At 46.8% G+C, this 26,027-nt stretch carries 21 protein-coding genes; 8 read left to right on the forward strand and 13 right to left on the reverse strand.

What is annotated here, in order from left to right; translation table 11 throughout:
* Window positions 1–93: 93 nt before the first annotated feature.
* Together ViNHUV68_RS16050 and ViNHUV68_RS16055 are read left to right on the forward strand one after the other, a co-directional pair.
* Window positions 94–690 carry a LysE family transporter gene (locus tag ViNHUV68_RS16050; protein WP_391091543.1) on the forward strand — a complete coding sequence of 199 codons (597 nt, stop codon included), beginning with the start codon at window positions 94–96 and terminating at the stop codon, window positions 688–690.
* Window positions 691–707: 17 nt separating this feature from the next.
* Window positions 708–1,544 (forward strand): helix-turn-helix domain-containing protein, encoded by an 837-nt coding sequence (locus tag ViNHUV68_RS16055; RefSeq protein ID WP_391091545.1) that lies wholly within the window; start codon window positions 708–710, stop codon window positions 1,542–1,544.
* An 84-nt stretch (window positions 1,545–1,628) separates the two neighbouring features.
* Here the strand turns inward: ViNHUV68_RS16055 and ViNHUV68_RS16060 are convergent, their stop codons facing one another.
* Window positions 1,629–3,482 (reverse strand): ABC transporter ATP-binding protein, encoded by a 1,854-nt coding sequence (locus ViNHUV68_RS16060; protein ID WP_038173483.1) that lies wholly within the window; start codon window positions 3,480–3,482, stop codon window positions 1,629–1,631.
* Between the two features lie 310 nt (window positions 3,483–3,792).
* On the opposite strand from ViNHUV68_RS16060, the gene ViNHUV68_RS16065 reads away from it, so the two are divergent.
* Complete coding sequence (locus ViNHUV68_RS16065; protein ID WP_391091547.1) at window positions 3,793–4,770, forward strand: arginine deiminase-related protein; 978 nt, start codon at window positions 3,793–3,795, stop codon at window positions 4,768–4,770.
* Window positions 4,771–4,840: 70 nt separating this feature from the next.
* On the opposite strand, the gene ViNHUV68_RS16070 is transcribed toward ViNHUV68_RS16065, so the two are convergent.
* The 8 genes from ViNHUV68_RS16070 to ViNHUV68_RS16105 form a co-directional block, all read right to left on the reverse strand.
* Window positions 4,841–6,997, reverse strand: coding sequence for a TonB-dependent receptor (locus tag ViNHUV68_RS16070; RefSeq protein ID WP_038173486.1), 2,157 nt, complete (start codon window positions 6,995–6,997; stop codon window positions 4,841–4,843).
* Between the two features lie 121 nt (window positions 6,998–7,118).
* Entirely contained in the window at window positions 7,119–8,429 is a 1,311-nt protein-coding gene (locus tag ViNHUV68_RS16075) for a lysine N(6)-hydroxylase/L-ornithine N(5)-oxygenase family protein (RefSeq protein ID WP_038173488.1), read from the reverse strand.
* A 67-nt stretch (window positions 8,430–8,496) separates the two neighbouring features.
* Window positions 8,497–10,272: an IucA/IucC family protein gene (locus ViNHUV68_RS16080; protein WP_391091549.1), complete on the reverse strand. Its 1,776-nt coding sequence runs from the start codon at window positions 10,270–10,272 to the stop codon at window positions 8,497–8,499.
* Window positions 10,272–11,189 carry a GNAT family N-acetyltransferase gene (locus ViNHUV68_RS16085; RefSeq protein ID WP_391091551.1) on the reverse strand — a complete coding sequence of 306 codons (918 nt, stop codon included), beginning with the start codon at window positions 11,187–11,189 and terminating at the stop codon, window positions 10,272–10,274. The genes ViNHUV68_RS16080 and ViNHUV68_RS16085 overlap by 1 nt, the downstream gene beginning before the upstream one ends.
* A complete protein-coding gene (locus ViNHUV68_RS16090; RefSeq protein ID WP_391091553.1) occupies window positions 11,182–12,978 on the reverse strand; it encodes an IucA/IucC family protein in 1,797 nt (598 codons plus the stop codon). Before ViNHUV68_RS16090 ends, ViNHUV68_RS16085 begins: the two co-directional genes overlap by 8 nt.
* A 191-nt stretch (window positions 12,979–13,169) precedes the next feature.
* Window positions 13,170–15,095: a Fe(3+)-hydroxamate ABC transporter permease FhuB gene (fhuB, locus tag ViNHUV68_RS16095; protein ID WP_391091852.1), complete on the reverse strand. Its 1,926-nt coding sequence runs from the start codon at window positions 15,093–15,095 to the stop codon at window positions 13,170–13,172.
* 65 nt (window positions 15,096–15,160) lie between these two features.
* Window positions 15,161–16,075, reverse strand: coding sequence for an ABC transporter substrate-binding protein (locus tag ViNHUV68_RS16100; RefSeq protein ID WP_391091555.1), 915 nt, complete (start codon window positions 16,073–16,075; stop codon window positions 15,161–15,163).
* 22 nt (window positions 16,076–16,097) lie between these two features.
* Window positions 16,098–16,865 carry an ATP-binding cassette domain-containing protein gene (locus tag ViNHUV68_RS16105; RefSeq protein WP_391091557.1) on the reverse strand — a complete coding sequence of 256 codons (768 nt, stop codon included), beginning with the start codon at window positions 16,863–16,865 and terminating at the stop codon, window positions 16,098–16,100.
* A 147-nt stretch (window positions 16,866–17,012) separates the two neighbouring features.
* On the opposite strand from ViNHUV68_RS16105, the gene ViNHUV68_RS16110 reads away from it, so the two are divergent.
* Window positions 17,013–18,221, forward strand: a complete 1,209-nt coding sequence (locus ViNHUV68_RS16110; RefSeq protein WP_391091559.1) for an MFS transporter — start codon at window positions 17,013–17,015, stop codon at window positions 18,219–18,221.
* Here the strand turns inward: ViNHUV68_RS16110 and ViNHUV68_RS16115 are convergent.
* A complete protein-coding gene (locus ViNHUV68_RS16115) occupies window positions 18,218–18,943 on the reverse strand; it encodes a siderophore ferric iron reductase (RefSeq protein WP_038173498.1) in 726 nt (241 codons plus the stop codon). The two genes, ViNHUV68_RS16110 and ViNHUV68_RS16115, sit on opposite strands and share 4 nt — an antisense overlap.
* Before the next feature lie 138 nt (window positions 18,944–19,081).
* Entirely contained in the window at window positions 19,082–20,002 is a 921-nt protein-coding gene (locus ViNHUV68_RS16120) for an undecaprenyl phosphate translocase family protein (RefSeq protein ID WP_391091561.1), read from the reverse strand.
* A gap of 657 nt (window positions 20,003–20,659) precedes the next feature.
* Between ViNHUV68_RS16120 and gltS the strand changes: the two genes are divergently transcribed.
* Window positions 20,660–21,886 carry a sodium/glutamate symporter gene (gltS, locus tag ViNHUV68_RS16125; RefSeq protein ID WP_038173501.1) on the forward strand — a complete coding sequence of 409 codons (1,227 nt, stop codon included), beginning with the start codon at window positions 20,660–20,662 and terminating at the stop codon, window positions 21,884–21,886.
* Between the two features lie 64 nt (window positions 21,887–21,950).
* Here the strand turns inward: gltS and ViNHUV68_RS16130 are convergent, their stop codons facing one another.
* Complete coding sequence (locus tag ViNHUV68_RS16130) at window positions 21,951–22,676, reverse strand: flagellar brake protein (RefSeq protein WP_038173503.1); 726 nt, start codon at window positions 22,674–22,676, stop codon at window positions 21,951–21,953.
* A 173-nt stretch (window positions 22,677–22,849) separates the two neighbouring features.
* On the opposite strand from ViNHUV68_RS16130, the gene ViNHUV68_RS16135 reads away from it, so the two are divergent.
* Together ViNHUV68_RS16135 and ViNHUV68_RS16140 are read left to right on the forward strand one after the other, a co-directional pair.
* On the forward strand, window positions 22,850–23,128 hold the full coding sequence (locus tag ViNHUV68_RS16135) for an N-acetyltransferase (protein ID WP_391091563.1): 279 nt from the start codon (window positions 22,850–22,852) through the stop codon (window positions 23,126–23,128).
* The gene (locus tag ViNHUV68_RS16140; protein ID WP_391091565.1) at window positions 23,129–24,097 is read left to right on the forward strand and encodes a phosphotransferase; all 969 of its coding nucleotides are present in this window, start codon (window positions 23,129–23,131) and stop codon (window positions 24,095–24,097) included.
* A 36-nt stretch (window positions 24,098–24,133) separates the two neighbouring features.
* Here ViNHUV68_RS16140 and ViNHUV68_RS16145 read toward each other — a convergent pair whose 3' ends face one another.
* Window positions 24,134–24,625 carry a GNAT family N-acetyltransferase gene (locus tag ViNHUV68_RS16145; RefSeq protein ID WP_391091567.1) on the reverse strand — a complete coding sequence of 164 codons (492 nt, stop codon included), beginning with the start codon at window positions 24,623–24,625 and terminating at the stop codon, window positions 24,134–24,136.
* A gap of 222 nt (window positions 24,626–24,847) precedes the next feature.
* Between ViNHUV68_RS16145 and ViNHUV68_RS16150 the strand changes: the two genes are divergently transcribed.
* Window positions 24,848–26,026 (forward strand): MFS transporter, encoded by a 1,179-nt coding sequence (locus ViNHUV68_RS16150; protein WP_038173508.1) that lies wholly within the window; start codon window positions 24,848–24,850, stop codon window positions 26,024–26,026.
* Window position 26,027 lies beyond the last annotated feature (1 nt).

Raw genomic sequence — 26,027 nt, forward strand, 5'->3', positions numbered from 1 at the left:
CACCCTAGGGTGCGGCTTTTTTATTTGTGCAATATCGTTCAATACCTAAAGGAGAGGTTTGATTAAGGTTGAATAACAAACCAGGAGACACAGATGAGCAGTATAATTTGGGGCATGTTAGCCTTCGCGCTAGTTGGCGCTGCAACGCCAGGGCCGGTTAATTTAATCGCGACCACCACAGCGGTGCAAAGAGGCAGTGGAGAAGCGTTCAAGTTGGTGCTGGGGGCGTCATTGGCTTATGCGATGGTGGTGTTTCTATCCGGCAGTGTGATGCAATACTTGGTTAATTTGGTGCCTGTGCTGCATCAGGTCCTTCGTTGGCTCGGCAGTCTGTTTTTACTTTATTTGGCGTATCAAATTTTTACCGCACCAGTTAACGCTCTGTCATCACCGTCAGCGTTGACGTCTGGCTGGTGGGTCGGATCGCTGACTCAGTTACTCAACCCGAAAGCTTGGTTGGTCGCGATGTCTGGTGTTAGCCTCTATGTGCTTGGTCAAGCAGATCCGCAATGGTGGTTGTGGATTTTTACTTTGGTGTCCTTGGTCTGCTGTCTGATTGGTGTTGGTCTTTGGGCATTAACTGGCCGAGCGTTTGCCAGCTTCCTTTCTCAGCCGAACCGTTTACAACTTTTTAATCGTACCATGGCGATTGTCTTGGCTGCATCTGTTAGCATTATCTGGATTCAGTAGCACAAAGGGAGTTGTGCATGAAAAAAGACGCCAGCGCACATTTTAAACAAAGCACGGTGTTACCTTGGGTAGAGCTCAGAGTCGCCAATCAGAGTAATGCCTGTTACCAAGCTCACTCACATGACGAGTTTTCTTTTGGCATCATTGATAGTGGGCGCGCTGAATATCGTAACCGTCACACCAATCATCATATAGGTCAAGGCGATATCGTCACCATTAATCCGGCCGATGTCCATTCATGCAATCCAGAGAGAGGTACTTGGTCATACAGCATGTTATTTGTTGATAGTGGCCAGATGGGACAAATGCAACAAGAAGTGATGGAATGCAGTGACGGTGGGCATCGCCAAGACTATCTGCCATTTCGTGCTGCGTTGGATCGCAGTCCACTCGTTGGTCAGCGATACCGCGCGCTTTTTTATGATCTGCAAGCAGAAGTCGGTGCGCTAGAGGTTCAAACTCGGCTGTTTGATTTTATTGAGGCGGCGTTTGGCCAGCGAAGTGATGAAACCATAAAGGCACCTAGCCCACGGCTTAAACGTGTTCATGAGACGTTACTTGATGATGTGACGCGTGTTCATCAACTCGAACAGTTAGCGGCAGAAGCGCAAATGAGTCGATACCAGTTATTGCGTGCGTTTAAACACTATTATGGTTTGCCTCCTCACGCCTACCTGATGGATGAAAAAATTAAGCGCGCTAAAGTGATGCTAAAGTCTGGACATCAGATTGCCGATATCGCTCACACGTTGGGTTTTTCTGATCAAGCCCACTTCCAACGCCAGTTTAAAAAGAAAATTGCCGTGACGCCGAAGTATTATCAATCCCATTTTATCAAGCTTGGCGACGTGTAGCGACGTAGCTTTCAGCCACAAACTAAACCCTTCAGAGGTAAAAAAGCCAGTCGAAGGTCGACCGGCCTTGACTAATTTTAAAGCTTAGGCGCTCTGTTTGGCGTCTTGTTGATCACCAATAAAACCACCCGTTTGGTGCTGCCAAAGTTGGGCGTAGATACCACCTTGTTGCACTAGCTCTTGGTGAGTGCCTTGCTCAACGATGTCTCCTTTATCGAGCACGATGAGCCTATCCATCGCTGCGATAGTCGATAGGCGGTGTGCAATCGCAATCACGGTTTTTCCTTGCATCAATTCATTGAGGCTTTCTTGAATCGCGGCTTCTACTTCAGAATCGAGCGCTGAGGTTGCTTCATCGAGAATCAACAACGGCGCATCTTTGAGCAGGACTCGCGAGATCGCAATACGCTGACGTTGCCCGCCTGAGAGTTTTACACCGCGCTCACCGACCTGCGCATCGTAGCCAATGCCACCAAACGGATCGCTTAAGGTTTCAATAAACTCATGCGCGTGCGCTTGTTTGGTTGCGCGCAGCAGATCTTCCTCTGAGGCGTCAGGGTTGCCGTAAAGAATGTTGTCACGAATCGAGCGGTGGAGCAGTGAGGTATCTTGAGTCACCATGCCGATGTTACTGCGCAGTGAGTCTTGAGTGACGTCAGAGATAACTTGACCATCAATCTTGATTTTGCCGCTTTCAACATCGTGAAAACGCAGCAACAGATTGACCAAGGTAGACTTACCCGCGCCAGAGCGCCCGACTAAGCCGACCTTTTCTCCCGGTTTGATATTAAGATTTAACTTGTTGATGACCCCTTTACTCGCATCGCCATAATGGAAGCTAACATCTTCAAATTCGATGCTACCTTGGTTAACAACTAATGGTTTCGCATTGGGTTTATCTTCAATATCAACCGGTTTAGACAGTGTTTTCATGCCATCAACCACGGTACCCATATTTTCAAACAGCGCACCGACTTCCCACATGATCCACATCGACATGCCGTTGATACGTAGTGCAAGGGCAATCGCAATCGCAATCGAACCGATGCTGATGGAATTGTCCATCCACAAGTAGATAGAGAGGGCACCAATAGAGAACACTAAAATGTAGTTAGTGATTTCAACGGCAACATCAAACCCAGTCACTAAGCGCATTTGACGATAAACGGTGTCTAGAAAACCACTCATGCCTTCTTCGGCGTACTCGGTTTCGCGCTTGCTGTGAGAAAACAGCTTAACGGTGGCGATATTGGTGTAGCTGTCAACAATACGCCCGGTCATGGTTGAACGCGCGTCGGCTTGCTCTGAGGCAACGCTTTTCAACTTAGGCACAAAGTAAACTTGAATACAGACGTAACAAATTAGCCATACCATCATAGGGATCATCAAGCGCCAATCGGCCTGGGCTAACAGGACTACCATAGAGGTGAAATAGACGCTAACGTAAACAAATACGTCCATGGTTTTCATCACGGTCTCACGCACGGCCAGTGAGGTTTGCATCACTTTTGTCGCAACACGGCCAGCAAAGTCATCTTGGTAGAAATTCAAGCTCTGTTTGAGCAAGTAGCGGTGTGCTAACCAACGAATCGACATTGGGTAGTTACCGAGCAAGGTTTGATGAACCAGCAATGAGTAACAGATGGCCAAAATTGGCATCACGACCAGTAATAGCACCCCATAGAAAATCAAGTCACGATGATTTTCTTGCCAAAAGGTCTCTGGGTTACTGTTAGACAACCAGTCGACTAAGTTACCCATCGCCCCAAATAAAGAGACTTCGACCACGGCGACAATAGTCGCCATAATCGACATGATTAACAGTGGGATTTCGAAACCACGGGTATAGTAACGACAAAATGCAAAAATACCCGATGGCGGTTGGCCAGGGTCTTGCTCGGGGAAAGGCTGAGTAAAACCTTCAAACTTCTTAAACATATGTTTTTCCTAAACACGCAATGAGAATAGAGCGCCAGACAGGCGCATGCGTTCGTCCTTAATAGGAAGGGCTTTGATATGGTAACCCTTCGGCTTGGCAAATGTAACCGGTTTATTATTCCCTTCTATGCATAATATCCATTTCATTTGATTGTTAAATTTATCACTCAGTTAAATTAACTTAACTTACTTTATTTAACAGTTATATTTGCTGAAAGTGAGTGGCTTTAGGCGTCAACTTCAGTAAATGTTTATTTAACATTATGTCTACAATTGGCCTTATTGAGTGAGATTAATTGAGTTTGTCACAATGTTGAAACAGCAAACCATACTAGAAATTAAACGGTCTTCAGTGCAAAACGCTAACTGTGTGGTGATGGTGCCTCCTAAAGAGTTTGCCTTTAATGCTGAAACGGCCAAAGACAATGAATTTCAACACCAAATTAATGACACCACTGGCCACATCCGCCAACTAGCGATGCAAGAATTCAACACGATGGTGGGTGAATTACGCCAGGCGGGCGTGCAAGTGGTGGTGTTTGATTACCCTCAAGGTGAGATTGAAACGCCAGACGCTGTTTTCCCTAATAACTGGTTTAGTACTACGGCAGATGGTCGTCTATACACTTTTCCGATGGCATGTGAAAACCGCCAACAAGAAGTCAAAACCAGTGCATTAGTTGAGGCGCTAGAATTGGCTGGACGCCCTGTTTTAACGCAAGATAATTTGTTGTCTTACTTAGAGCAAGATGCGCATCTCGAAAGCACGGGGGTGATGGTCAAAGACCACCTCAACAAGACGGTTTACGCGGCGCTTTCTCAGCGTTGTGATAGAGAAGTGCTTGAAGATTACGCCGAGCGTATCGGCTATCAACGGGTGGTTTCTTTTCAAACCGCACTGCCTTCAGGCAAGCCGATTTACCATACCAATGTCATGATGGCGATTGGTGAAAATTTCTGCGTTATTTGTGATGAAGTGATCCCAGAGTTTGAACGTCGTTTTGTACTCAAATCATTAGCCAAAGATAAGCAGGTCATCTCAATTTCACTTGAGCAGATGAATCGGTTCTGTGGCAATATCTTGCAACTGGAGGCCGCTAATGGTGAGAAGGTAATTGCCATGTCTCAGTCAGCATTTGAAGCGTTTTCTCCTGCGCAGTTGGCTCAGTTAGCCAGTCACGGTAAATTGCTGCCATTTAACGTGCAGACTATCGAGAATATCGGTGGTGGCAGTGTGCGCTGTATGTTGGGCGAAGTGTTTCTGCCTAGCCACGCACAAAGCTTGTAAATCCATAGCTCAGCTTTAAATATCGTCAAAAATAAACCGCCCAAGCAAGAGGGCGGTTTTGTTGTTTAAGTTAGAATTTAACTTGGTAGTTCAATGTATAGGTGCGGCCACGGCCTTTGTAATCGTAAGCCGCTGCATCATAGTGAGCCGAGTAAACTATCTGAGCTCTTTGTCCCCAAATGGTGGTGTAATCCTTGTCGAAGAGGTTTTGAATACCAAAGCCTAAACTGCCGACAGGAAGTTGGTAGCTACCCACTAGGTCAAAGATGGTGTAACCATCAAGCTTGCTTTGCGCATCATCTTGGTAATCAAACATGGTTTGACTTTGTACTTTGACAGCCAGCTCGTTGTCATACCAACCTGCCCATGCATTTGCTTTTGAAGTACTCGCTTCGCCAGCCGTCATATCTTGCCAACCATTATCGCCCTTGATCTCTGAGACGACATAATGGCCTGAAGCGCCAAGTTGAATATTGTCATGCACCCAGTAAGATGCCATGGCTTCTAGTCCATAAACACGTTTCTTATCTTCTAGCTCTTCGATAAGTAGCGTCTTCTTGTTGTACTTAACTGATTTGTCAGAGAGCGAATAGTAAGCGGCAGTTTGCAAGTTAAAGCCCGCTTTATCTAATCGGTAACCTAGCTCTATGCTGTTGGTTTTAATACCAGACATCTTTGATTCGTTGACATTGATACTATCGTTCAGCTGCCAGTGATCACCCACTTGGGTGTAGTCACCTTGGCCATAGTATTTGGCGGGATCGGCGAGGTCGAAACCTTGTGAAAAGTTTGCCCAAATCTGCGAGTTGTTATCCAGGTGATAGATAGTACCCACATTGAATAGACCTACATTGTAGTCGGTCTCACCGCCCGGTACTGCATCGGCCGTGGTGCCATTACCTGCGGCAATTTTCTTTTGTTGCTGGTAACCGACAAAATCATCGATCTTGTTGATCATGTGTTGATAGCGGAATCCCCCTTCAATCGACCAATCCTCAGTAATGGCGTAATCGGCCTGCACAAAGCCTGCAATTGAACCGACGTCGACCCCTGGGTAGCGGCCAACTTGTGCGTAGGTGCGATTGATTAAATTCCCCGAGTTATTCGCGATGGTCGGATCATAAAGAGCTTGGTTACTGTCGAGTTTGTCTTGGTAGGCATCAATACCGTAAACCAAGTTAAGTTGCTCAAACTTTTTGGCTAACGCAACTTTCAGTGACAGGACATCGGTTTTTTGCTGACCAGAAGATTGATAGTAAGGGGTATAGGTTTGGTCTTCTTGGCGGTATGACGCTTCAGCGATAAGTTGGTGACCTACGAAGGCTTCATCCACATAAGAGGCGCTCAACATCATGCGTTCTGTGCCATGCTCGCGATCTGAGTCAAAGCCTTTTCTTACATCAACAAAATCACCGTTTTCGATATACAGGCCGTAAGGCGAATCTTGTTGACTATCATAGTACTGAGCCAGCAAGTTGAGCTGTTTGGTGTCAGAAATGTTCACGTTGGCGGTAGTCATGAAATCAAGGGTTTGGTTAAATTGCAGCGAACCTTGTGATATATCCGGTGTGACGATATCACCATTGGCATCAAAATAGCCTTGGGTTTCTGTGTAGATTACCGATGCGCGTGCGGTGACTTTGTCATTGCCGCCAGAGATCGATTGTCCCAGCTTGTAGTCAAAATCTTCACTTGAATTTAAACCAGAAGAGCCGCCGACATAAGACTCAAATTCAAGCTCTTGGCCGGTGGCTTTTTTAGTAATGATGTTGATGACACCACCGGAAGCGCCAGCACCATAGATAGAGGTGGCACCAGACAATACTTCGATTCGCTCAATATTAAATGGGTCGATAGAGTCCATGTAACGGCTGATCTGACGCGATGATTGCAGAGACACTCCATCAATCATCACCAACATTTTGCGTCCACGTAGGTTTTGACCGTAGTTGGTGCGTGCACCACTGCTGATGTCTAAAGAGGGAATCGAGGTCGCTAGGATTTCGCCTAATGTTTTGCCACCGCGATACTCTTGCTCGATTTGCTCCGAGTCGATGTACCAAACGGTGCCGGGAATGTCGCTGATCGCTTTCGGTGTGCGGCTAGAGACCACCACCATCTCTTCAAATGAGGTCGCTTCTTGGGCGGCAACGGGCGGGGTGAGTATTGCACTGGCGACAGCAATCGCCGTCGTAGACAGTAGCAAGTTTCCTTTCTTAACGTTCATTTTCTTCTCTATGTTTATAGTAGTAATGAGCCCACGACTGGCTGTTTACGAACCAGCTCGCTCGTTGGGCGGGTGGAAACGTCACCCACTCAATCACAGTGAGTGACAAAAAGGTATTTGGCTAAGCGACCAGTTGCTGTGCCTGCGTACTAGGCGAGAGCCAATCAATCATGCCCTGACCTGAATCCGTATCGAACAGGTTTTGGCCAGTTAAGCGATTGATGATGCGTGCGCTGCGCCAAGCCATTAAGCTCAGTTGAGGCTCAGCGATGCCGTGGCTGTGCATACCAGCATTAACCGCAAAGATTTTATTGCGCTGTTGGCCTTCCCATTTGATCTCAAAGTCAGGTGTCATTTGATATCGGTGTTGTTGATCAAGATCGAGCAGAGGCAAAATGGCGCTTAAGCATGCAGGGCTGGGCGCTTCAAACCCGGTCGCAAGAATGACGATGTCGGCCTGATGCGTCTCTAAACATTGGTCTAGTGCGTTGCTGGCGGTAAGTTTGAATGCGCCGCCGACAGCATTCATCTGAGTTAAGGTGCGATGTGGTAATAATTTGACCCACTTCTCTTCTTTGAGGACATCAAAGCGGTGATACAACTCTTGATAAATCGTGAGTAGTGCTTTTTGAGTAATACCGTCAGAAGTGAGTTTTTGCTGAGTAATCTCATTGCGCTTTACTTGCGAATCTAAATTAACGAAGGCATTGACATAATCAGGGGTGAAGAACTCGTTGGTAAACGCGGCTTCATCAAGTGGCTGATAGTTGGCACGACGTGAGAGCCAATCGAGGGATTTTGGCTTGCCCCATTTGTGTTGCAGCGCGTTGATGAAGATGTCTGCGCCGCTTTGACCACCGCCAACGATCATGATGCGTTTACCGCTAAAATCATGCTCACCAAGGCCAATTTGTGCAGCGTGGAAAACGCGTTGGCCTAAATGCGCTTTGGCACATTCAGGGATTGCGGGTACTTTGCCTGTGCCAATACAAAGGTTGTCGGCGAGGTAGCTACCTTGGTTGGTATGCAGTTTAAATGCATCGCCAGTGTACTCTATCTGTTCAACACGGGTTGAGAGCTGAACGTTTTCTAGTTGGTTAGCCGTCCAAGCAAGGTAATCCGAGAATTCGTGGCGGCTGATACATTGCAGCTCAGCAGACAAGAAACGATAAAATTTCTTGTTTTTAACCAAGTAAGAAAGAAACGAGTAGCGACTTTCCGGATCGACAGCGCTGACCAAATCTTTCAAGAACATGGTTTGCATATGGGTGTTATCCAGAAGCAAACCTGGATGCCAAGCAAAGTAGTCACGGCTTTCAAAAAAACGTGATGAAATCTGTGGCTTATCTGCAAGTAGTGCCGCGATACTGAGGTTAAATGGGCCGACGCCGACACCGGCGAGATCAAGTTTGACGTTGTTAGTGTGTTCCATAAGAACAATCCTTTTCTTGGTTTAATGACGGCTTAACTAAGCACTAAATTTATAGTTATGTTGTTAATTAGCGTTGATGGTTGTCGTCCATTGCTTTGAACAGCGGGTTATCGAGCATGTCATCCATATCGGGTAACATTCTCGATGCACTGGCGTCCGTGCTATGGCGCAACTTGGCTAAGTTAAGGCCGATGCGTAAAATTTTCGGTTTGAATAGGTCGAATTGCTCGAACCGGTGTTGATACTCACGATGAGAGGCCATGTAGGCTTTAAGCCGGTCGCCAAGCAAGCGATAAAATTGCTGCTCAGAGAAGCCTAGTTTGGCCACCCATGGTGAAATAAAGCGTAATGTGGTGACAAAGTGGCCAGTCTGTAAATCATGAATAATTAATGATTCATCGAGACGGACTGTGACCTTTTTGACACTATCATCCAAAGACGCTTGTTCAGGGTAATCTTTGCTGACCAAGCGCATATCGCCTTGAAAATCTTTGAGTAAAATGCGTTTAGGGGCGTTATTTTCTAGTATTAAGGTCACGTTTTGGCCATGGGCGATCAGTGAGACACCGTATTTACACAGCAGGTGGTAATAAGGGATCACCACGGCATCAAACAGTTTGCTCAGCCATGCTTCGATACTTAAACCGGAAGCGTCAATGTACTGCTCAATCAGCGAGTGGCCTTGGTTGTCACTCTCCATCAAGGCTGCCATTAAGATCGCGCATTCACCCGATTGTAATTTTGAGGCGGCAGATTCACGCCAAATGACACCGAGCAACTCGTGGTAACGATAAGGTGCGTTTTGTAACAGGGCATAGTCAGCTTGCGCAGCAAAGGCGGCGGCAGGCTCTTGCAAGACTTGCGCTTGTTTTTGTGCCAAGAGTGGATCTGACTTGAATACGTCATCAATCCAGTCAGAGGCGGTTGGACCGGCGAGAATATAACGACCTGGAATACCGCGATAGCACGAGGTATTCATGATGGTTAGCGGCAATTTGATGTCGTAGCTTTCAGGGCGCGTAACGTTGCTTAAGGTGCGTAATGACAGCTGAGGCAAGAAGCGATCGCCAAATTCACCTAAGTAAACCAGCTGTTTAACGGCCAGTTCACGCACAAACAGGATTGACAGCTTTTGGTTCCACTGCCAAGGATGAACGGGGATATAGCCATACTCGCTGATATCGACATTCAGTGCGGCTAATTGGCTGTCCATCTGCTTTCGTTCATCATCAGCAATGCAAGAGTTCAGCAGATCTTGCCAGCCAACGTGGTCATTAGTTGCACGTTGCAAAATAGACAAGTGCACCGCAACCCAGCCTAATTGAAAGGCATGTTGTGCTTCTGGGGCATACTTTGCCAAGTCATCGCTACCCCATCCTCGACGCCCTTTATTGAAGGCAAACTTAGGGTGACCGTCAAAGTAGCTTTGTTGCTGCTCGCAGGGTAAAAATGCCAGATCTCGCGCAGTCATCGCTTGTTTACGATGGATTAATTGACAGTCGCCAAGCAACGTGGCGTTAAGATCTTCAAGGTGTTCAGCCAAGGCTTCATCAGACATCGACAGCTGTGATTGAAGATCGCGCATCAATAATGCCGCTGAAACTGGTTGGTTAGGCTCACTGTCTGAGTTGCGTGTGATTGAGGTAGGCTCAATCATCACTTGCCCCCAGATGTTCTCACTGCCGGTAAAACAATACTGAGTGCCATTATCGAGTTTGAGTTGATAGCCTGAGCCGATGACATCAAAGCGAAACGCTTGTTCGTAAGCGAATTCACTGAGGATTTTGCCGACCATTTTTTGGTTGGCTAACGTCCAATAGTTGTGTAAGGCGAACGATTCCATTACCACTGCTCCGTAAAGAATGTTGCGCGATTTAGCATCAATAGCGCCGAGCGTTTATGAGGGAAATTAAACTCAAAACATTTTTGATAACCCAGTGGCAAGATGCGATTAAATAGACGGTCATTATCCGCCCGCGGCTCGAGCACAATGCGGTTAGTGCGCACATCATCGATAAACAGGTAGTGGCTAATCGCACGCATCCAAGCGTTAAAGAACTTAGGCCCTCTGAATGCTTGCTCGCCGACCAGTAGGTGGATACCACGATCGAAGTCTTGCACATCGTAATATGGGCTAAGTCGGTCTTCGGCAACCCAATAGGCTTCAACGTAACCAAAGGGTTGGCCGTCAAACTCACCAATTAATGGAATAATGTGCGGGTCTGCAAGGCGCTGTTCAATAAACTCGGCCAGTTTTTCTTCACTCCAAGCCTGCTCCCAAAAGTGGGCGACTCTCGGGTCGTTCATCCAGCGGGTAAAACGGGCCAGATCTTGCTCTAATTCAATCACGCGAAAGCTGACGTTAAGTTCGGCATCAAAATCATCCCTTTGATACACCTGGCCTTGTGGCATAGGCGGACGTAAAGGGTGATGGCGGTATTGGTTGTTGGATTGAACGAGCTGCTGTGGGAAGCCGCTTGACGTTGGGTGTTGATGCCAAACGAGCGGCAATTGGTAAAAAGCTTGGCGTGATACCTGTTGTTCGACCAAAGGGAGTAGCGTGCTTACCCACTGCAGAATTTCGCGATCGTGGCTGATCACTTTGAGCGCTTCAATTTGCTTAAATTGGCTCAGAAGTTGATCTATATCTCGCACCAATTGTGCGCCGATTTCAGAGCAGACTAAGTCACTAGCGTGTAGTGTCAGCTCAATCGTAGCTTGAGGTTGTTCGTGGTAGCTAAAGGTATTGAACTCAAGCATGAGTCACCTCCTTAACGCGAGCCAAAGGGTTGGCCAAATCAAAATAGATAACGGCAGGATCTGGGATAGAATTCTCGTTAAAGTTTTGTAGGTAGCAAAAGAAATTACCTTTGCAGCACAGCGCGTCACTCGAGAGCACATAGCGCAGGCAGAGATCATCTTTTACTCCGCTTTTCAGTAGTGCATCAAGGTGATCGTAGAGAATTTCAATTAATTCACTTTCCTCAACATCCAAGTGAGCGCAGATGGCGGAGATAACATTAAAAGTTGAGTTAATGATCAGGTAGTAGGCAAAGTAGCGGCGTACTTTGTCTTGGTTCCAGTAGTTCTCAAGCGCCTCTTTTTCATCACCGAGTTTATCGCCAAAGCGCTTAAAGGCGAGGTCGGTATAGCCGGTGCCCTGACAATCGCGGTAGTACATTCCGACCGGGAAGCCATGCTCTAACTGCATCACGATATTTTGCTGGTGGGCAAGAAAGACGATGCCCCAGTTGGCTTGTAAGTCAAACAGAGGCGCAACAGCATGACGGCAGTATGCATCAAACCAGCGTGTGGCGGCGTGGTGGGTAGGCAGCCCCTGTTGCTCGGCATAGTGTTTAATGCGTTCGGCCACTAAACTTGCGCCGCCATACGGATTTTGCTGGGTGAGCGTTGCTAGAACCACGGCTTCTTGAGCTGGTTTGTCCATCAGAGGATTGTCTCTAAATGCCACAAGACTCTCGTCGATAATCTCGCCGTGGCAATCTTTGAGACCGATAAACGCCGGCTCTTGCATTAGTTGAAAATCTTGACCATTACCCAGTTGTTGCGCCAGTTCAGGGTGTTGGAATAAATCGTTGAGTCTTGTGCCACGCAGCACTTCTTTAAACGATAGATTACGAATGGAGTTGGTCAGTTTAACGCTGAGCGAAAACTTAAGCATGTAAGGTAAGCTCGGCGCATATAACGAGCGAGTTGACGAGGTAGGGTACCAAGTGGCGCCCAGTTGGCCGAGGTTCTCAATTTGCTTAGTGGCGATATAACCTTTAATCGAGGCGTTATCTGCCATGACATGCCACTGCCATGGGTGAACGGGAAGCAATAACCTGTCTTGTTGCTGTGCGTTTTTTAGAGCATCAGCCAGAACGGCATCGTGTGCGACAAGGTCATGTAGGCGTTGAGTAAAACTGACTTCCGCCGAGCTACCTGTTGTCAGGATCTCTTGATTGACGCTAAGCCAGAACAGTTTGAATTGGCCGCCGAGTTCGGGTGAGTAACGCTTAGCGTCACTCAGGCTAAACTGTTCGCGGCTCTTTGGTGCTGGGTGGAACGAGTGACCAATCAACAAACCTTGCTCTGCGGTTTTGAAGTCAAGCGGTTGGCTAAATAGCTGTTGTTGATAAGGTGAATGCGCAATCGCTTGTGCGGTGTTGTCCAGACTCTCCAAAACTCGATTGGTAAAAATGGCTTTTTGCTCTTCGCTGATAATGCCAACCAGTGCTGGTTCGTTAACGATAGTGTCGACAAGTTGTTCTATCGTCAGCGCCGTCACTTCATCGCCGCTGAGTAGCAGGGCTGGGAGCTGATATTCATGGCTGCCCAAGGCTGAAAAATAGCGCAGAGGGATATGAAGTGTTTGTGAGTTTGACAGCGACAATTGATACGTATGCTGACCATCGTCACTGCGCAGTAATTGTACTGACTGACTTTCTCTGGCTAATGAGTTGAGAAAACAAGCGATGGACGCTTGGTTGGTGTCGATTTTATTGGTTGAGCTCTCGAGGTTAAGCCGATCGTTGTTACGATTCATTTTCTTTCTCGTTATGTTATTAATTAAACTGACAAGAGAATGCTAATTATTATCATTCGTATGATCAACTTGTTTTTGATGATTTAATAAAATTATTTTTACAAAGGGGAGAAATAATGTGGGTTAAGTATTGCCGTGTGGTTAACAGAAGGTGCTGCGAGGTCACCTTCTGTGGTATCAAATATCTATCGTCAACGTCTCATCAGATAAAGGAAATAGCCACCGCCGATGAGCGAAGCAAGCAGTCCGGCGGGGAATTGCCAAGGAAACCAGAGGTTGCGTCCGAGCCAGTCAGCTAACACCATGACTAGCGCGCCGAGTAGAGCCGCGCTAAGCATTTGCGTTCGCGGTTGATACTGATGCAGCGAGCGCGCCATATGGGGTGCCAGTAAGCCGATAAAACTCAATGGACCAATCACGATAGTGCAAAGGGTTGTCAGCGCCGCGACAAGCACGAGCAAGACAAGTCGCACACGAGTTGAGTTAAGGCCAAGGCTGTTCGCGGTTACTTCTCCCATTTCTATTATGCCAATCCAGCGCTGGAGTAAAAGTGCCACCAGTGCCACAACGCTGACACCAGTCGCAAGGAGATAGATGTCAGACTCGGCCACTAAATAGGTTGAACCCGACAACCAAGTCAGCAGAGCTGTGGCATTATCATCGCCCGAGCTCATGGCAATGCGTAACAATGCATCTAGTCCAGCACTGATGGCGATGCCAGTCAGCAGCAGTTGGCTTGGTGCAAAGTGGTGTTTACGACCCATAAACCACAATAAAGCGGTGACCGAAAGTGCGCCTAGTGTGCCAAAGAGCATCTGTTGCTCTCGCTCTACGGCAACACCTAATAAACTGCCAAGCACCAAGGCTAGTGCGGCGCCTGAGCTTAGCCCGAGGACTTCTGGGCTCGCCATCGGGTTGTTTGAGACTCGTTGAATGATGGTGCCAGCAAAGGCCAACCCAATTCCGGCGAATAAAGCGGTCATTACTCGTGGTGCGCGCAGTTCAAGTAGGCTTGGGTTGAAGCTTAAATTCCAGCCTGTTTGGCCCTGGCCTAAGAGTAACGCCAACACTGTCACTGCAATAAGTACCGTCATCATTAGTGGCAATACGACTTTTGCCTCTATGTTGATGTAGCGTTGGGGCGGTTCCTCGCGGGCGCGAAGCTGCGATTGTAATTGGCTGCGTTGCAGGAGCCATAACAGAAATGGGGCGCCGATTAATGCGGTCATTGCACCAGTTGGCAGTAGCGCGCCACCAACGCCAGAAAATGGCTGAATGGCTAAATCGACCATTAACAACATCATGGCACCAATAAGACCACTGACCATCAATTGAGCCGTTAGTTGCCTGATACCCAATAGCCTTGCGATTGCCGGGGCGACAATACCAATGAAACTAATCAAACCGACCTCGCTGACCACTGCCGCGGTGATGAATATCGCCAAGCCAAGACAAAGCAGCTTAATCTGTTTGATGTTGATGCCCAAAGAAGAGGCAACATTATCACCAAACTGCAGAGCAGACAGTGGACGCTGCAGCACCATCAGCAACAGTGTCGGCGCCGCAATTAGTGGCGCAAGAAGCTTAGCGCTGCTCCAGTCATTTTGATTAAGGGCGCCTGCTCCCCAAACAAAAATGCTGGTTAGCTTTTGTTCGTGCAGCATCAGTAACATGGTGTTCAACGAGCCGAAAAAAAGGCTCACCACCATACCGGCCAGAATCATATGTAAAGGCGCAAATCCGCGTTTTGCACTAAGCAGAAAAACCAGTGCCGTCGCCAAGCAGCCGCCCAAAAACGCAGGCACAAAACTCGGCATTGATAATCCGGCAGGCAGCATCAATAAGCCAAGCACCATGCCCAATTCAGCGCCAGCGGCAACACCGAGAGTGGTGGGTGACGCGATGGGATTTCGCAGCACAAACTGCATCACGCAACCGGCTATGGCTAATGCAAAACCACTTAGCAGAGCAACAGTGAGTCTAGGTAAATAGGTCAGGTAGGTAATCAAATGTTGGTAATTACCTTGGTCGAAGTGCCATAAGGTGTCCCAAATTAGCGTGATACCTTGTGAGTATGGGGCGGTGATGTGCAAAAGGGTGCCAACAAGACACGCCATGGCTACCAACAACAAAGCGGTAGTGGGAAACTTGATTGGGTGTGAGCGAAGGAGGTTAGTGCTACTCATGGTTGTGCGGTTAATGGCTGGGCTGTCGTTAGTAGCTGAGTAATATGATCGCTAAATCGCTGCGCGGCAATCAAACCGCCGAATGTCCAGATAGGCGGAAGTTCATAGACGGACTCACTGCGCGTAAATTGCATCGCTTGCCATAGCGCCGAGCTTTGCATAGATTGGCGCAACTGCGGTTGAACTGGGCCAAAAATAATCACACTGCTTTGCTGGTGTTCCGCGAGTTTTTCCACTGCCGTGGTGGTAAAGCCCCATAAATTGGTTGTTTCTTGCCAGTCATTACTCAAGCCCATTGCTGAGGCAGTGGCGTCAGCTAATGAACCTTGACTGTGAATGCGCAGTGTTTTGTCATTGATAAAGCGTGCAAAGAGCAAGTTTTTCTGTGCCTTATCATGAGCGCGAATTTTTTCACCGTTGGCGGCGAGCAAGGCATAGGTTTGCTTGATCACTTGCTCAGCTTGTGGGGTTTTATCGAGTAATACTGCCAAAGAGCGTGTCACTGACTCGGCAGCATTAAGTGGCTGCTTTTGTTCACTGTACAGGGTAAAAACCACCACTGGGGCAATGTTGCTGAGTTGTTGATACGCCGCCGCCATGTGTTTACTGATCAAAATAACATCGGGCTTTAGCTCGCTCAGCAGCTCTATATTAGGTTCACGTCGCGAACCCACGTTGATCACACTCGAATTGATCTTGGGTTCGACGACCCACTGATTATAGCCTTGTACGTCGGCTACGCCTTGAAGTTCGACACCTAAACTGAGTACCGTTTCGGTTAATGCCCAGTCGAGAGCAACGACTTTTTTCGGTGGACTATCAAATGAAGCAATGCCCATTTCATGTTCAATATCAAAAGCGTACGCCTTAAATGCCATGACTGAGACCAGTATGATAACAATGGTTTTCACAACAGATTCCTTCTACTTGTTGTTAAGGGATATAACTAATAGGTTGACCAGTATGTGGATGGGGAAAGAGCGCCAGTTCCATGCCGTAGATTTGCATTAAGGTATCGCGATTCATTAATTGGGCGGGTGAACCATTGGCAATGACGCGGCCTGAATGCAAGGCAACTAAGTGGTCGCTGAACTTTGCCGCCATATTGACGTCATGCAGTACCATAATCACGGTCAGATTTAAGCTCAAATTCAGCTCGCGTATGAGACTCAGTAGTTCATGTTGGTGGGCCACATCAAGCGCGGAGGTTGGCTCATCGAGTAACAACGTTTTGCTTTGCTGAGCGAGCAACATCGCAACCCAAGCACGCTGTCTTTCCCCTCCTGAAAGGGTCGCAACAAAGCGCTCGGCAAACGCACTTAAACCGACTTTAGCAATCGCGTCGTCAACAATGGCGTAGTCTTGCTTATCATAGCGGCCAAATGCCCCTTTCCACGGGTAACGGCCAAAACAGACTAATTCTCGCACGGTAACGCCATCAGTCAGCGGTGGATGCTGTGGTAAATAGGCGACTTGGTGAGCAAACTCAATATTGCTTAACACGGCAACTGGTTGATGGTTATACAGAACGTGACCATTTGTCGGTGAGTTTTGCCGGCTCAGTAGCTTGATTAAGGTTGATTTACCACAACCATTGTGACCGAGCAGTGTCGTGACTTTACCCGGTTCAAAAGTCAGATTGGTGGCAGAGAGAATCGTTTTATTTTCAATGCTAAATGAGGCGTCGACCAGTCGAAACATAATGCAATAGACAGTTGAGTTATTGGTTACAAGTCGTTAATGTTACCACAATAGAATGGCAATGATAATTGTTTTCATTATCAATAATTGTGTTAATAAAACCATCAGCAATGATGGCCTTTTCAGCTAAATGCGGCGACTCTCATTATGTCTCTTATAAAAAACCACTCCTTTCAACTTGGCATTATTGGCTCGGCGGCAGCGTTAATGGGTATTGGACAAAACGGTCTGTTAGTCTCGTTACCTTTTTTGGTCGAGCAATCAGCGTTTGATCTTCCGACTTGGTCTATCCTCATCGCGTTAGGTAGTTTTGTCTTCTTACCTTCGGCGCCATTTTGGGGCAGAGTGAGTGACCGACATGGTCCGAAACGTGTTGTCGTGCAGGCGCTGTGTGGTATGGCATTCAGTTTCGCATTGTTGGCGCTATTTGCGATGATGAGCCAAGGTGCTTCGGCATGGCTAGTCTGGTGTTTAGTTGGTCTAGTGGTCGCGCGTATCATTTATGGCGCAACGGTTTCGGGCATGGTGCCAGCCAGTCAACACTGGGCGATTTTACTCTGTGGTGAGCAACATCGCCTGCAAGCCATCACTTGCGTTAGCATTGGATTAAGCACTGGGCGTTTGGTTGGTCCGGTCCTCGCCATTGTCGCGCTTAAAGTCTCGCCGTTCGCCCCTTTGGTGGTCATGATTTTGCTACCCGTGATCGTTTTGTGCGCTGCGCTTTTCTTACCTTCCCCAACGCTGTTAAATCAACACTCTGGTGCGCCATCATCACTGCCCTGGTTACCAAGCAGAAAAATATGGCGTTTTTTATCGAGTGGGTTGTTGTTGTGTTGCGCAATCGCCTTGCTGCAATACAGCTTCTCACCTTTGATTGGGTCGTTGACCGCTTGGTCGACGAGTCAAATTAGTGATGCGATTGGTTTGTTACTCACTCTTAGCGCGGCTTGTACGTTCGCCACTCAAGTGGCCGTGATTAAGAAAAAGAAAATGAGTCCAGAGCAGATGTATCGTTTGGGATCTGCGCTATTTGTAAGCGGTTTAGCCCTGTTTCTTGTCCCTTATATTTGGCTATTTGCTGCGGCGATGATATTGACCGCGTGTGGTGCGGCTTTGTTGGTCCCGGCGTATACGTCTGCCGCGACCGCCCAACATGCCAATGCGCCCGGAGCCGTTGCGGGCTATATCTCGATGTCGCATACGCTAGGTTACGGATTTGCCTCACTGTTGGCTTTTACGGCGACACTTTCACCGAATTATCCAATTTATTTGTGTGTGTTATTTGCTGCGATGATCAGTTGGAGTGCCTTTTCATCACCCGGTAAAACCACAACCAATATTCAAGTGACGCGTTAAACTTTATTTTCCGGATGCCTTGGGCAGTTGCGACACAGCGCCCGACCTTGACATTTGTATACTAAACAACAGCTGGTTCTCACTAAGGTTAGGCTGTGGTTGTCTGCATTGTAGCTCAACGAGTTAATCAGTTTGGCTGGCAGACCGCATGCGTCAAGCCACCGCTGGCCTTGTTCAACAAGATATTGTTCAGAAAGGTGAGGGTAGTAGTGGCTTAGTTTAACTAAGCAGCCAAGAATACCGTCGGCAAACAGGTGGTTGGTAAAGCCGGGACGAATTCGAGTCCACTGACTCATTTCATCACGGAAATAGTCAAATAGCTCAACCAATTGCTTGCCAGCTTGTGTGATCAGCGTTTGCTCAGGGCCTTGTAGACGCGCTAGTGAAGTAAAATGAAACCCGCTCACAAAGTCCGTTTTTATGTTTTGCGTCATGCTTGATAGCGGCGGTAATCCTCGACAGGAGTATATGGCGACAAACGCCACATAGATCGGCTGCCAACACAATAAGGTCCAAGTGCGGGTTAACCAATAGGCTGAGCCCGCTTCAGGATGGGCCGATTGCAAATTGTTATATAAGGTTTGAATACACGCTGAGCTCGGCTGGCCGAGGCCAATCAACGACGCTGTTTGCAACTCGTTTGGCTCGATTTGACCCTCTAGATAAGGAGTCACCCGTCGTGAATGTTCAAATAGCGTTTCAAAAAATGCGTGCTCTGTCATGGCGAGAAGCTCTTAACATCTATTCGTGCCAGCAGCTTAATAAAATATCAGTCTTGTTGCAATTGGTTATCATTACCATCTTGGCGGGGTAATAAAAAAGCGACCTCAAATAGGTCGCTTGATCAAACTAGCCAGTGATTAGACGTCGTGACGCTCAGCATACTTTTCGAGCCCAAGAACTAAGCCTATCGCACACAACATACACACAATCGCTAAACCTAATTGTGAAGGCTGAGAGGTGATAGTTTCGAAATCAAATGGGGTTAAATTGTGTTCCACTAGAGGCACTTGTTCCCCTTTCGAGTTGATACGCCAACTGATGGTTTCTTTCCAAGGCCAAATTTTCGGTAATGTGCCTAACATCAAGCCAGTTAGAAATACTAATGTCAGATCGCGAAAGCGTTTCAGTAACCAAGATAGTACATGAGAAAAGCTCAGCAGGCCGATCACACAACCGCAGAGAAACAGTGCCAAAATGCTTATATCAAGCGACTTCACTGCGCCGAGCACAGGCGTATACATGCCGATTAGCAGTAAGATAAAACTGCCCGAGATACCAGGTAAAATCATGGCGCAAATAGCAATGCCTCCGGCTAATAGAACATTGAGACTGGTTGGTTCAAGTTGGAGCGGATTGAGAATCGTAATGCTATAAGCGAACGCGATACCCAGCAGCAGCATCACCGCGCGGTTAAAGCTTCTTTGTTCAATCTGCTTGAGCATGTGAAACACAGAGACAAGGATCAAACCAAAAAAGAATGACCACAACGGGATAGGGTGGGTCACGAGTAACCAAGAAATCAGCTTGGCCAGTGTCGCAATGCTGGTAAACACCCCACCAAAGAGCGCCAGTAAGAATCTACCGTTGATGTGATTGAATGCGGCTTTAAATCCTTCGCGCTTCCAGATGCCAATGACATTGGGGTTAATGCGACGAATACTTTCCAGCAAAGTATCATAAATACCGGTAATAAAGGCGATAGTACCGCCAGAAACACCAGGGACGACATCCGCCGCTCCCATGGCCATACCTTTAAGAAACGTAGAAAAATAGTTCATGATGACTGAGTCGTTAAAATAAGTGGGTTGAGTATATCGACTCTGAGTTTGAAAATGTATGAAAAATCAACGTTGATAAAACTGTTTATAAGAGTCTGGTTTAATATAATTTTGCGAAAATTTGCAAAATGCAATTTTCATATTGCATTTTGATACGGTTTTTTGACCTAATAATGCGGCACAAGACTAAGAAACCCTACTTTTTATAGTTGGCACGCAACCTGCATTAATTAGTTCGACCCTTCTTAAGCCGAGGGTCACCTAGCCAACTGACGTTGTTAGTGAATGTTATTTGTTCACACTATATATAAGCCAATCGCAATTTTGCGGCTGGCTATTTTTTTGTCTCTACAATGTAACGTCGTTGTAGCCTGAGTGTGTGAAAAACGCTAACGACACCTCTATTTCTCGACAATTTCGCGACTTTTTAATTCTATACTCGACATTTTGTCGTATTTTTATTAATAATGTCCGCTTTATTCTTCGCTGCCTGCCTGCCTGATTGAGGGCGCGGAGCACCTGTTGAAACGAACATCTCAAGGTTGTTTGTATAAGGACACATTTCAATAGAAAAACCAGTTTATGAGCAATGCTCAGTGGAGCTGTTGAGCTCTCAACTCATTAAGGACGATGAGTGCGTAACTAATAAGAGGTTATATGAATCAGATAATTTCAGTGGGACCGCTAGAATCGTTCTTAATTGCTATCAGCGTGTTGTTCTTAGGTCACTTCGTTAACTCAAAACTCCCGATTCTTAAAAAGTTCAATATTCCTGAACCGATCGTCGGCGGCCTTATTGTCGCGTTTATTATCACTCTTGTGCACTTCAATGGCATCGATCTCGAGTTTTCATTACCACTGCAAAAAATCTTTATGTTGATGTTTTTTGCTACGGTCGGTTTGGCAGCCAACTATACCCAGTTGGTGAAGGGTGGCGCCAAGGTTTTTATCTTCTTAGCGATTGCTTCCTTCTATATCATTATTCAAAACGGAGTCGGGGTGACGCTTGCCACTGCTCTCGGGCTCGATCCTCTGATGGGATTGATTGCGGGATCGATTACGTTGTCAGGTGGCCATGGTACAGGCGCGGCTTGGGCACAAACGTTTAATGAGAGTTTTGGCTTATCAAATACGCTCGAAATTGCGATGGCATCGGCCACCTTTGGCTTGATCATTGGTGGTATCATCGGTAGTCCTGTCGCGCAAAAATTGATCAACAATAATGGTTTCGAGTCTGAATACGGCACCGGGGTTAATACTCACCAACGTTTTCCTGAGCTTGTCACATATAACGAGTATGAGGAAGATAAGGTCACCGCGAAAAAGGTGATCGAAATACTGTTCATTCTTCTACTCTGTGTTACCGGCGCTAAGTATCTTGAAATGTGGGTGAATGGCTTCGAGATTAGCTGGTTAATGATCCCAGATTTTGTTTATGCGCTGTTTATCGGTGTGTTTATCACCAATATTCTTGAAGTGACCAAGGTGCACAAAGTGGACGCTGAGACGGTTGATATTCTTGGTACTGTATCTCTTGCGTTATTTCTTGCGATGGCGCTGATGAGTTTGAAACTCTGGAATATCTTCGATTTGGCGATTCCGTTCTTGGTCATTCTAGCCGTGCAATCAGTGGTGTTAGGCATATTTGCTTATTTCGTGACTTTTAAAGTGATGGGAGCAAATTATGATGCAGCGGTTATTGCCGGGGGCCATTGTGGTTTCGGTTTAGGAGCCACACCCACAGCGGTGATGAATATGGGCTCATTGGTCAATAAATTTGGCCCTTCTCCACAAGCCTTTATGGTGGTGCCGATTGTGGGGGCGTTCTTCATTGATATCGTTAACCTGATTATTCTTCAGGGGTATATCTCGTTTATCGGTTAACTCAAGCAAAACGCCCTACATTAGAGGGCGTTTGTTTTATCGATTCGATTATTTGCCAGTGAGGCTACCTGAGGGTAAGTTTGGTGCCGTTAAATTTAAGATGTCCTAACAAGACTTTGGCGTTGTTTTTGCCTAGATCGGTAAATGCGACGCCGTAGCGGGCATAATGCATCGAACGTTGTAAGTTACACACTTTGCCAAATAAAGGTTCGAACTGTGTGCCTTTTAATGTATTTAGCTGAACTTGCAACGCTATCTCCTCACCCACTTGGAACGGTCGGCTAAGTGGCGCTGTGATGAAACGACAGCCTCCTTTTGAGAGATCACGAATCTCACATTCAAGTCGATGACTCTCTGCCGTTACTTTTGCCGATAAGTTAATATCAAACCGAGGCTCTTTTCGCAGTTGGGTGACTTGCATCGTCTGGGGAACCGACAGTGCGACCATCGCAATCGGAGCTCTTAGAACGTGTTGTAATTGGCTGCGAAAGTGGATCACAGCGCCTTCACCGCGAGGAGAAATGGCTCGTATCGTTGCCCAAAAACCTTCTTGGAAAAAGAACTCAAGATCGTCTTCGGAAATTTTTGGTAACTCGGCTAAAACAACATTTTGCGAGTGAGTGCCAATAAATGAGGTTTTGCAGCGGAATGTCGTGCCAACAGGCGTCGAAATACCAATCGTGAGCTCTCCACCATGCTCAACCATTGCCAGTGCATCTGTGCTGTTGAGAACCGAGACACTGCGTTCACTTTGCTGTTGATCGTTTTTTGCTACCGCTCGGGTATTCATCTAGCCTCCGTTGCTCCCATCATGTTATTGTTTTGTCGATGGGTAAATAAGTGTGTCCGCATGGGATTATAAAAAACACCTCGGAGCTCTCCAATTTTATGTTTGGATTCGTTATTGTTCAAACATCAATTTACCTAATAAGTTTGACCTATCTATCATTTCTGGGAGTCAATATGTCTCATATGGTAATTCTTGACCAAGAAAATCATCAATTTCGTGTTCACTTACAAGATGAGCATTATGCGACTGTGACTTTTGTCGAGAAAGACAACGTCTATATAATTACCGCCACTAAGGTCCCAGAAGCACTCCAAGGCCGTGGATTTGGCAAGGTGATGATGGAAGCAATTTTGCCTGAAATCGAGCAACTTGGTATGAAAGTACAGCCTATTTGCAGTTATGTGGAGCACTATATGTCTCGTAACCCGCAGTGGTCACATCTACAAGTGTAAATGACATTGAATCGATATCAGCCCATTATTGAAGCACTCGGATTTACCACGCTTCACTCTAGTCAGCGGTTACAGGTATTGTGGGGCGGCTACGGTGAGCTAGTTCGGCTTTATGTCGACAGCACCAGTATTGTAGTAAAACATGTCCAGCTGCCCCAGCAACATACTCACCCTCGAGGTTGGAATACTCAACTTTCTCACCAACGTAAACTGAAATCCTATCAAGTAGAGCTGAGCTGGTATAACCATCAGGCCGAGCACACAAACGCGCGAGTGCCGAAAAAACTGCTCGTTCAGACGGATGGGCAAGATTATCTACTCGTGATGGAAGACCTTAAGTCGGTGGGTTATAGCGAGGTGGTGAGCACTGCCAAACGACAACACATTACCGCTTGTTTGCGTTGGCTCGCTCAATTTCATGCACAATACATTGGTGATCAAGGTAAAGATTTATGGCCTGTAGGATGTTATTGGCACCTTGCGACCCGGCCAGATGAATTTGATGCCCTGCAAGATATGCAGTTAAAGCAGCACGCACACACGATCGATCGTGTATTAACGCAAGCGCCATACCCAACCTTAGTTCATGGTGATGCTAAGCTGGCTAATTTCTGTTTTACACCAGATGGAAACCAAGCGGCGGCGGTCGATTTTCAATATGTCGGGCGCGGATGTGCGATGAAAGATGTTGCGCTGTTTATCAGTAGTGCCGTTGATCCTGAACTGTGCGCACAGATGGAAAGTGAGTTGCTCGACGAATATTTTGCGCATTTGCAACTTGCGCTCAGTGACACTCAGCCTCAACTCTGTGCACAAAGGGTAGAGCAGGCTTGGCGGCCATTATTTGCTATCGCTTGGGCCGATTTTCAACGCTTCGTTAAAGGGTGGAGTCCGGACCATTGGAAGATCAATACTTACACCGAAGCACTCACTGCTCAAGCGCTAGAAACACTTAAGGCGTACCGCTAAGTACGCCTTATCGTAACGAGATAGGTTGACTAAGCACTAGGCCTGAATCCTCGCCATGTAATAGGTGTTAATCAATTGACCATCACGAAATGATCCCCATTTGGCTTCGCCTTCGATTTCAAAACCAAACTTTTTGTAGCAGGCTATCGCTTTTTCGTTGTCGCTGTTCACTTCGATTTGGACTCGTTTAATTTGCAGCCAGTTATCGGCCAAATCGAGCACGGTCTCAATCAGTTTACTGGCCACTCCTCGACCATGAAAGTCATCATGGACACCCAAACCAAAGCTACCACAATGGGCGGTGCGAGGTCGTTGAGAATGTTCAAAGCCAATATTTCCCACTACTCGTCCATCTATCTCTGCAACATAGCTGTAAACGCCTTGAGGCATGCTTTCCAGTCGTTTCGTCCACATGGCTACTGAAGGCTTCGGCAGTTGCAGAGTTTCTCGTTGTGCTTGCGGTTGTGAGTAGATATCACACAATGCTGCAGCATCACTAACTTGAGTCGGACGTATTATTATTTCCATATTATTGCCTTAACTTAACGACTGATTGAACATTGATACACCATAACGACATTCGATTTTTTGTTAAAGCACTGTTTTAGATAATTATTATGTGATGAATATTAGGCAGGCGATCATTGCCTATCCATAATAGCTCATGAGTAAATAGCGCATCGGTAAAATGATTTGTGTGTTACGTCGCGGCGATTTACTCTAGTTATCTCACCAGATAAGGACATCGGTATGAATCATGCTGCGAGCTGGAAAACTCCGCAAAACTTTCTGTTAATTATTTCGATTGTGGTTCCGATAGCTTTTTCAAGTTGGATGGCCTTGTTGAATAACTTTGTGATCGAAAAAGCCAACTTTGATGGTTCTGATATTGGTTTGCTCCAGAGCGTACGCGAGATCCCTGGTTTTCTGGCTTTTAGCGCGGTGTTTTTGTTGTTGTTTATCCGTGAACAGCGATTTATGTTGCTGTCACTGGCGGCTTTGACACTCGGTACCGCAATCACCGGATTCTTTCCCAGTCTATTGGGCTTATTACTCACAACCTTGTTGATGTCGACCGGTTTTCATTACTTCGAAACGCTTAAACAGTCGCTTTCACTTCAATGGCTGTCAAAAGACGAAGCACCAGAAATGTTAGGTAAGATGATATCCGTGGGGGCGCTCGCATCGTTAGTGACCTACGCCGCGTTATGGTTTTGCCTTGAAGTACTCAGCTTAGAGTTTAAATGGGTCTATCTGATTTTTGGTGGCATTGGTTTGGTGCTCGTAAGTTGGATGATGCTCGCCTTTCCGCAGTTTCAAACTGATGTGCAGCAAAACAAAAAGCTCGTCCTGCGCAAGCGTTATTGGCTCTACTATGCGCTGACATTTATGAGTGGTGCACGGCGCCAAATCTTCACCGTCTTCGCCGGTTTTTTGATGGTGGAGAAGTTTGGTTACTCGGCGGCGGACGTTACTGTGCTGTTCTTAATCAACTACCTATTCAATTTTCTGTTTGCCAAACGGATCGGGCGATTTATCGGTCAGGTCGGTGAGCGCAAAGCTTTGATGTTTGAATACACAGGTTTGATTATTGTGTTTGCAGGCTATGCGGTGGTAGAAACGGCGCAATGGGCCGCGCTACTCTATGTGATTGACCATCTGTTTTTTGCTCTCGCACTGGCAATAAAGACCTATTTCCAAAAAATAGCCGATCCGGCAGATATGGCCTCGACTGCTGGGGTGGCATTTACTATCAACCACATCGCTGCAGTATTTATTCCCGTGACTTTCGGGTTGATTTGGCTGGTATCGCCTGCGGCAGTGTTTTACATTGGCGCAGGGATGGCATTGATTTCATTTCTATTGTCACTCAACATTCCCAAGTTGCCACAACAAGGTAACGAAGTTCGCATTCTCAATTGGAGTTAAT

This window comes from Vibrio sp. NH-UV-68 (assembly GCF_042940635.1).
GTDB lineage: Bacteria > Pseudomonadota > Gammaproteobacteria > Enterobacterales > Vibrionaceae > Vibrio > Vibrio pacinii.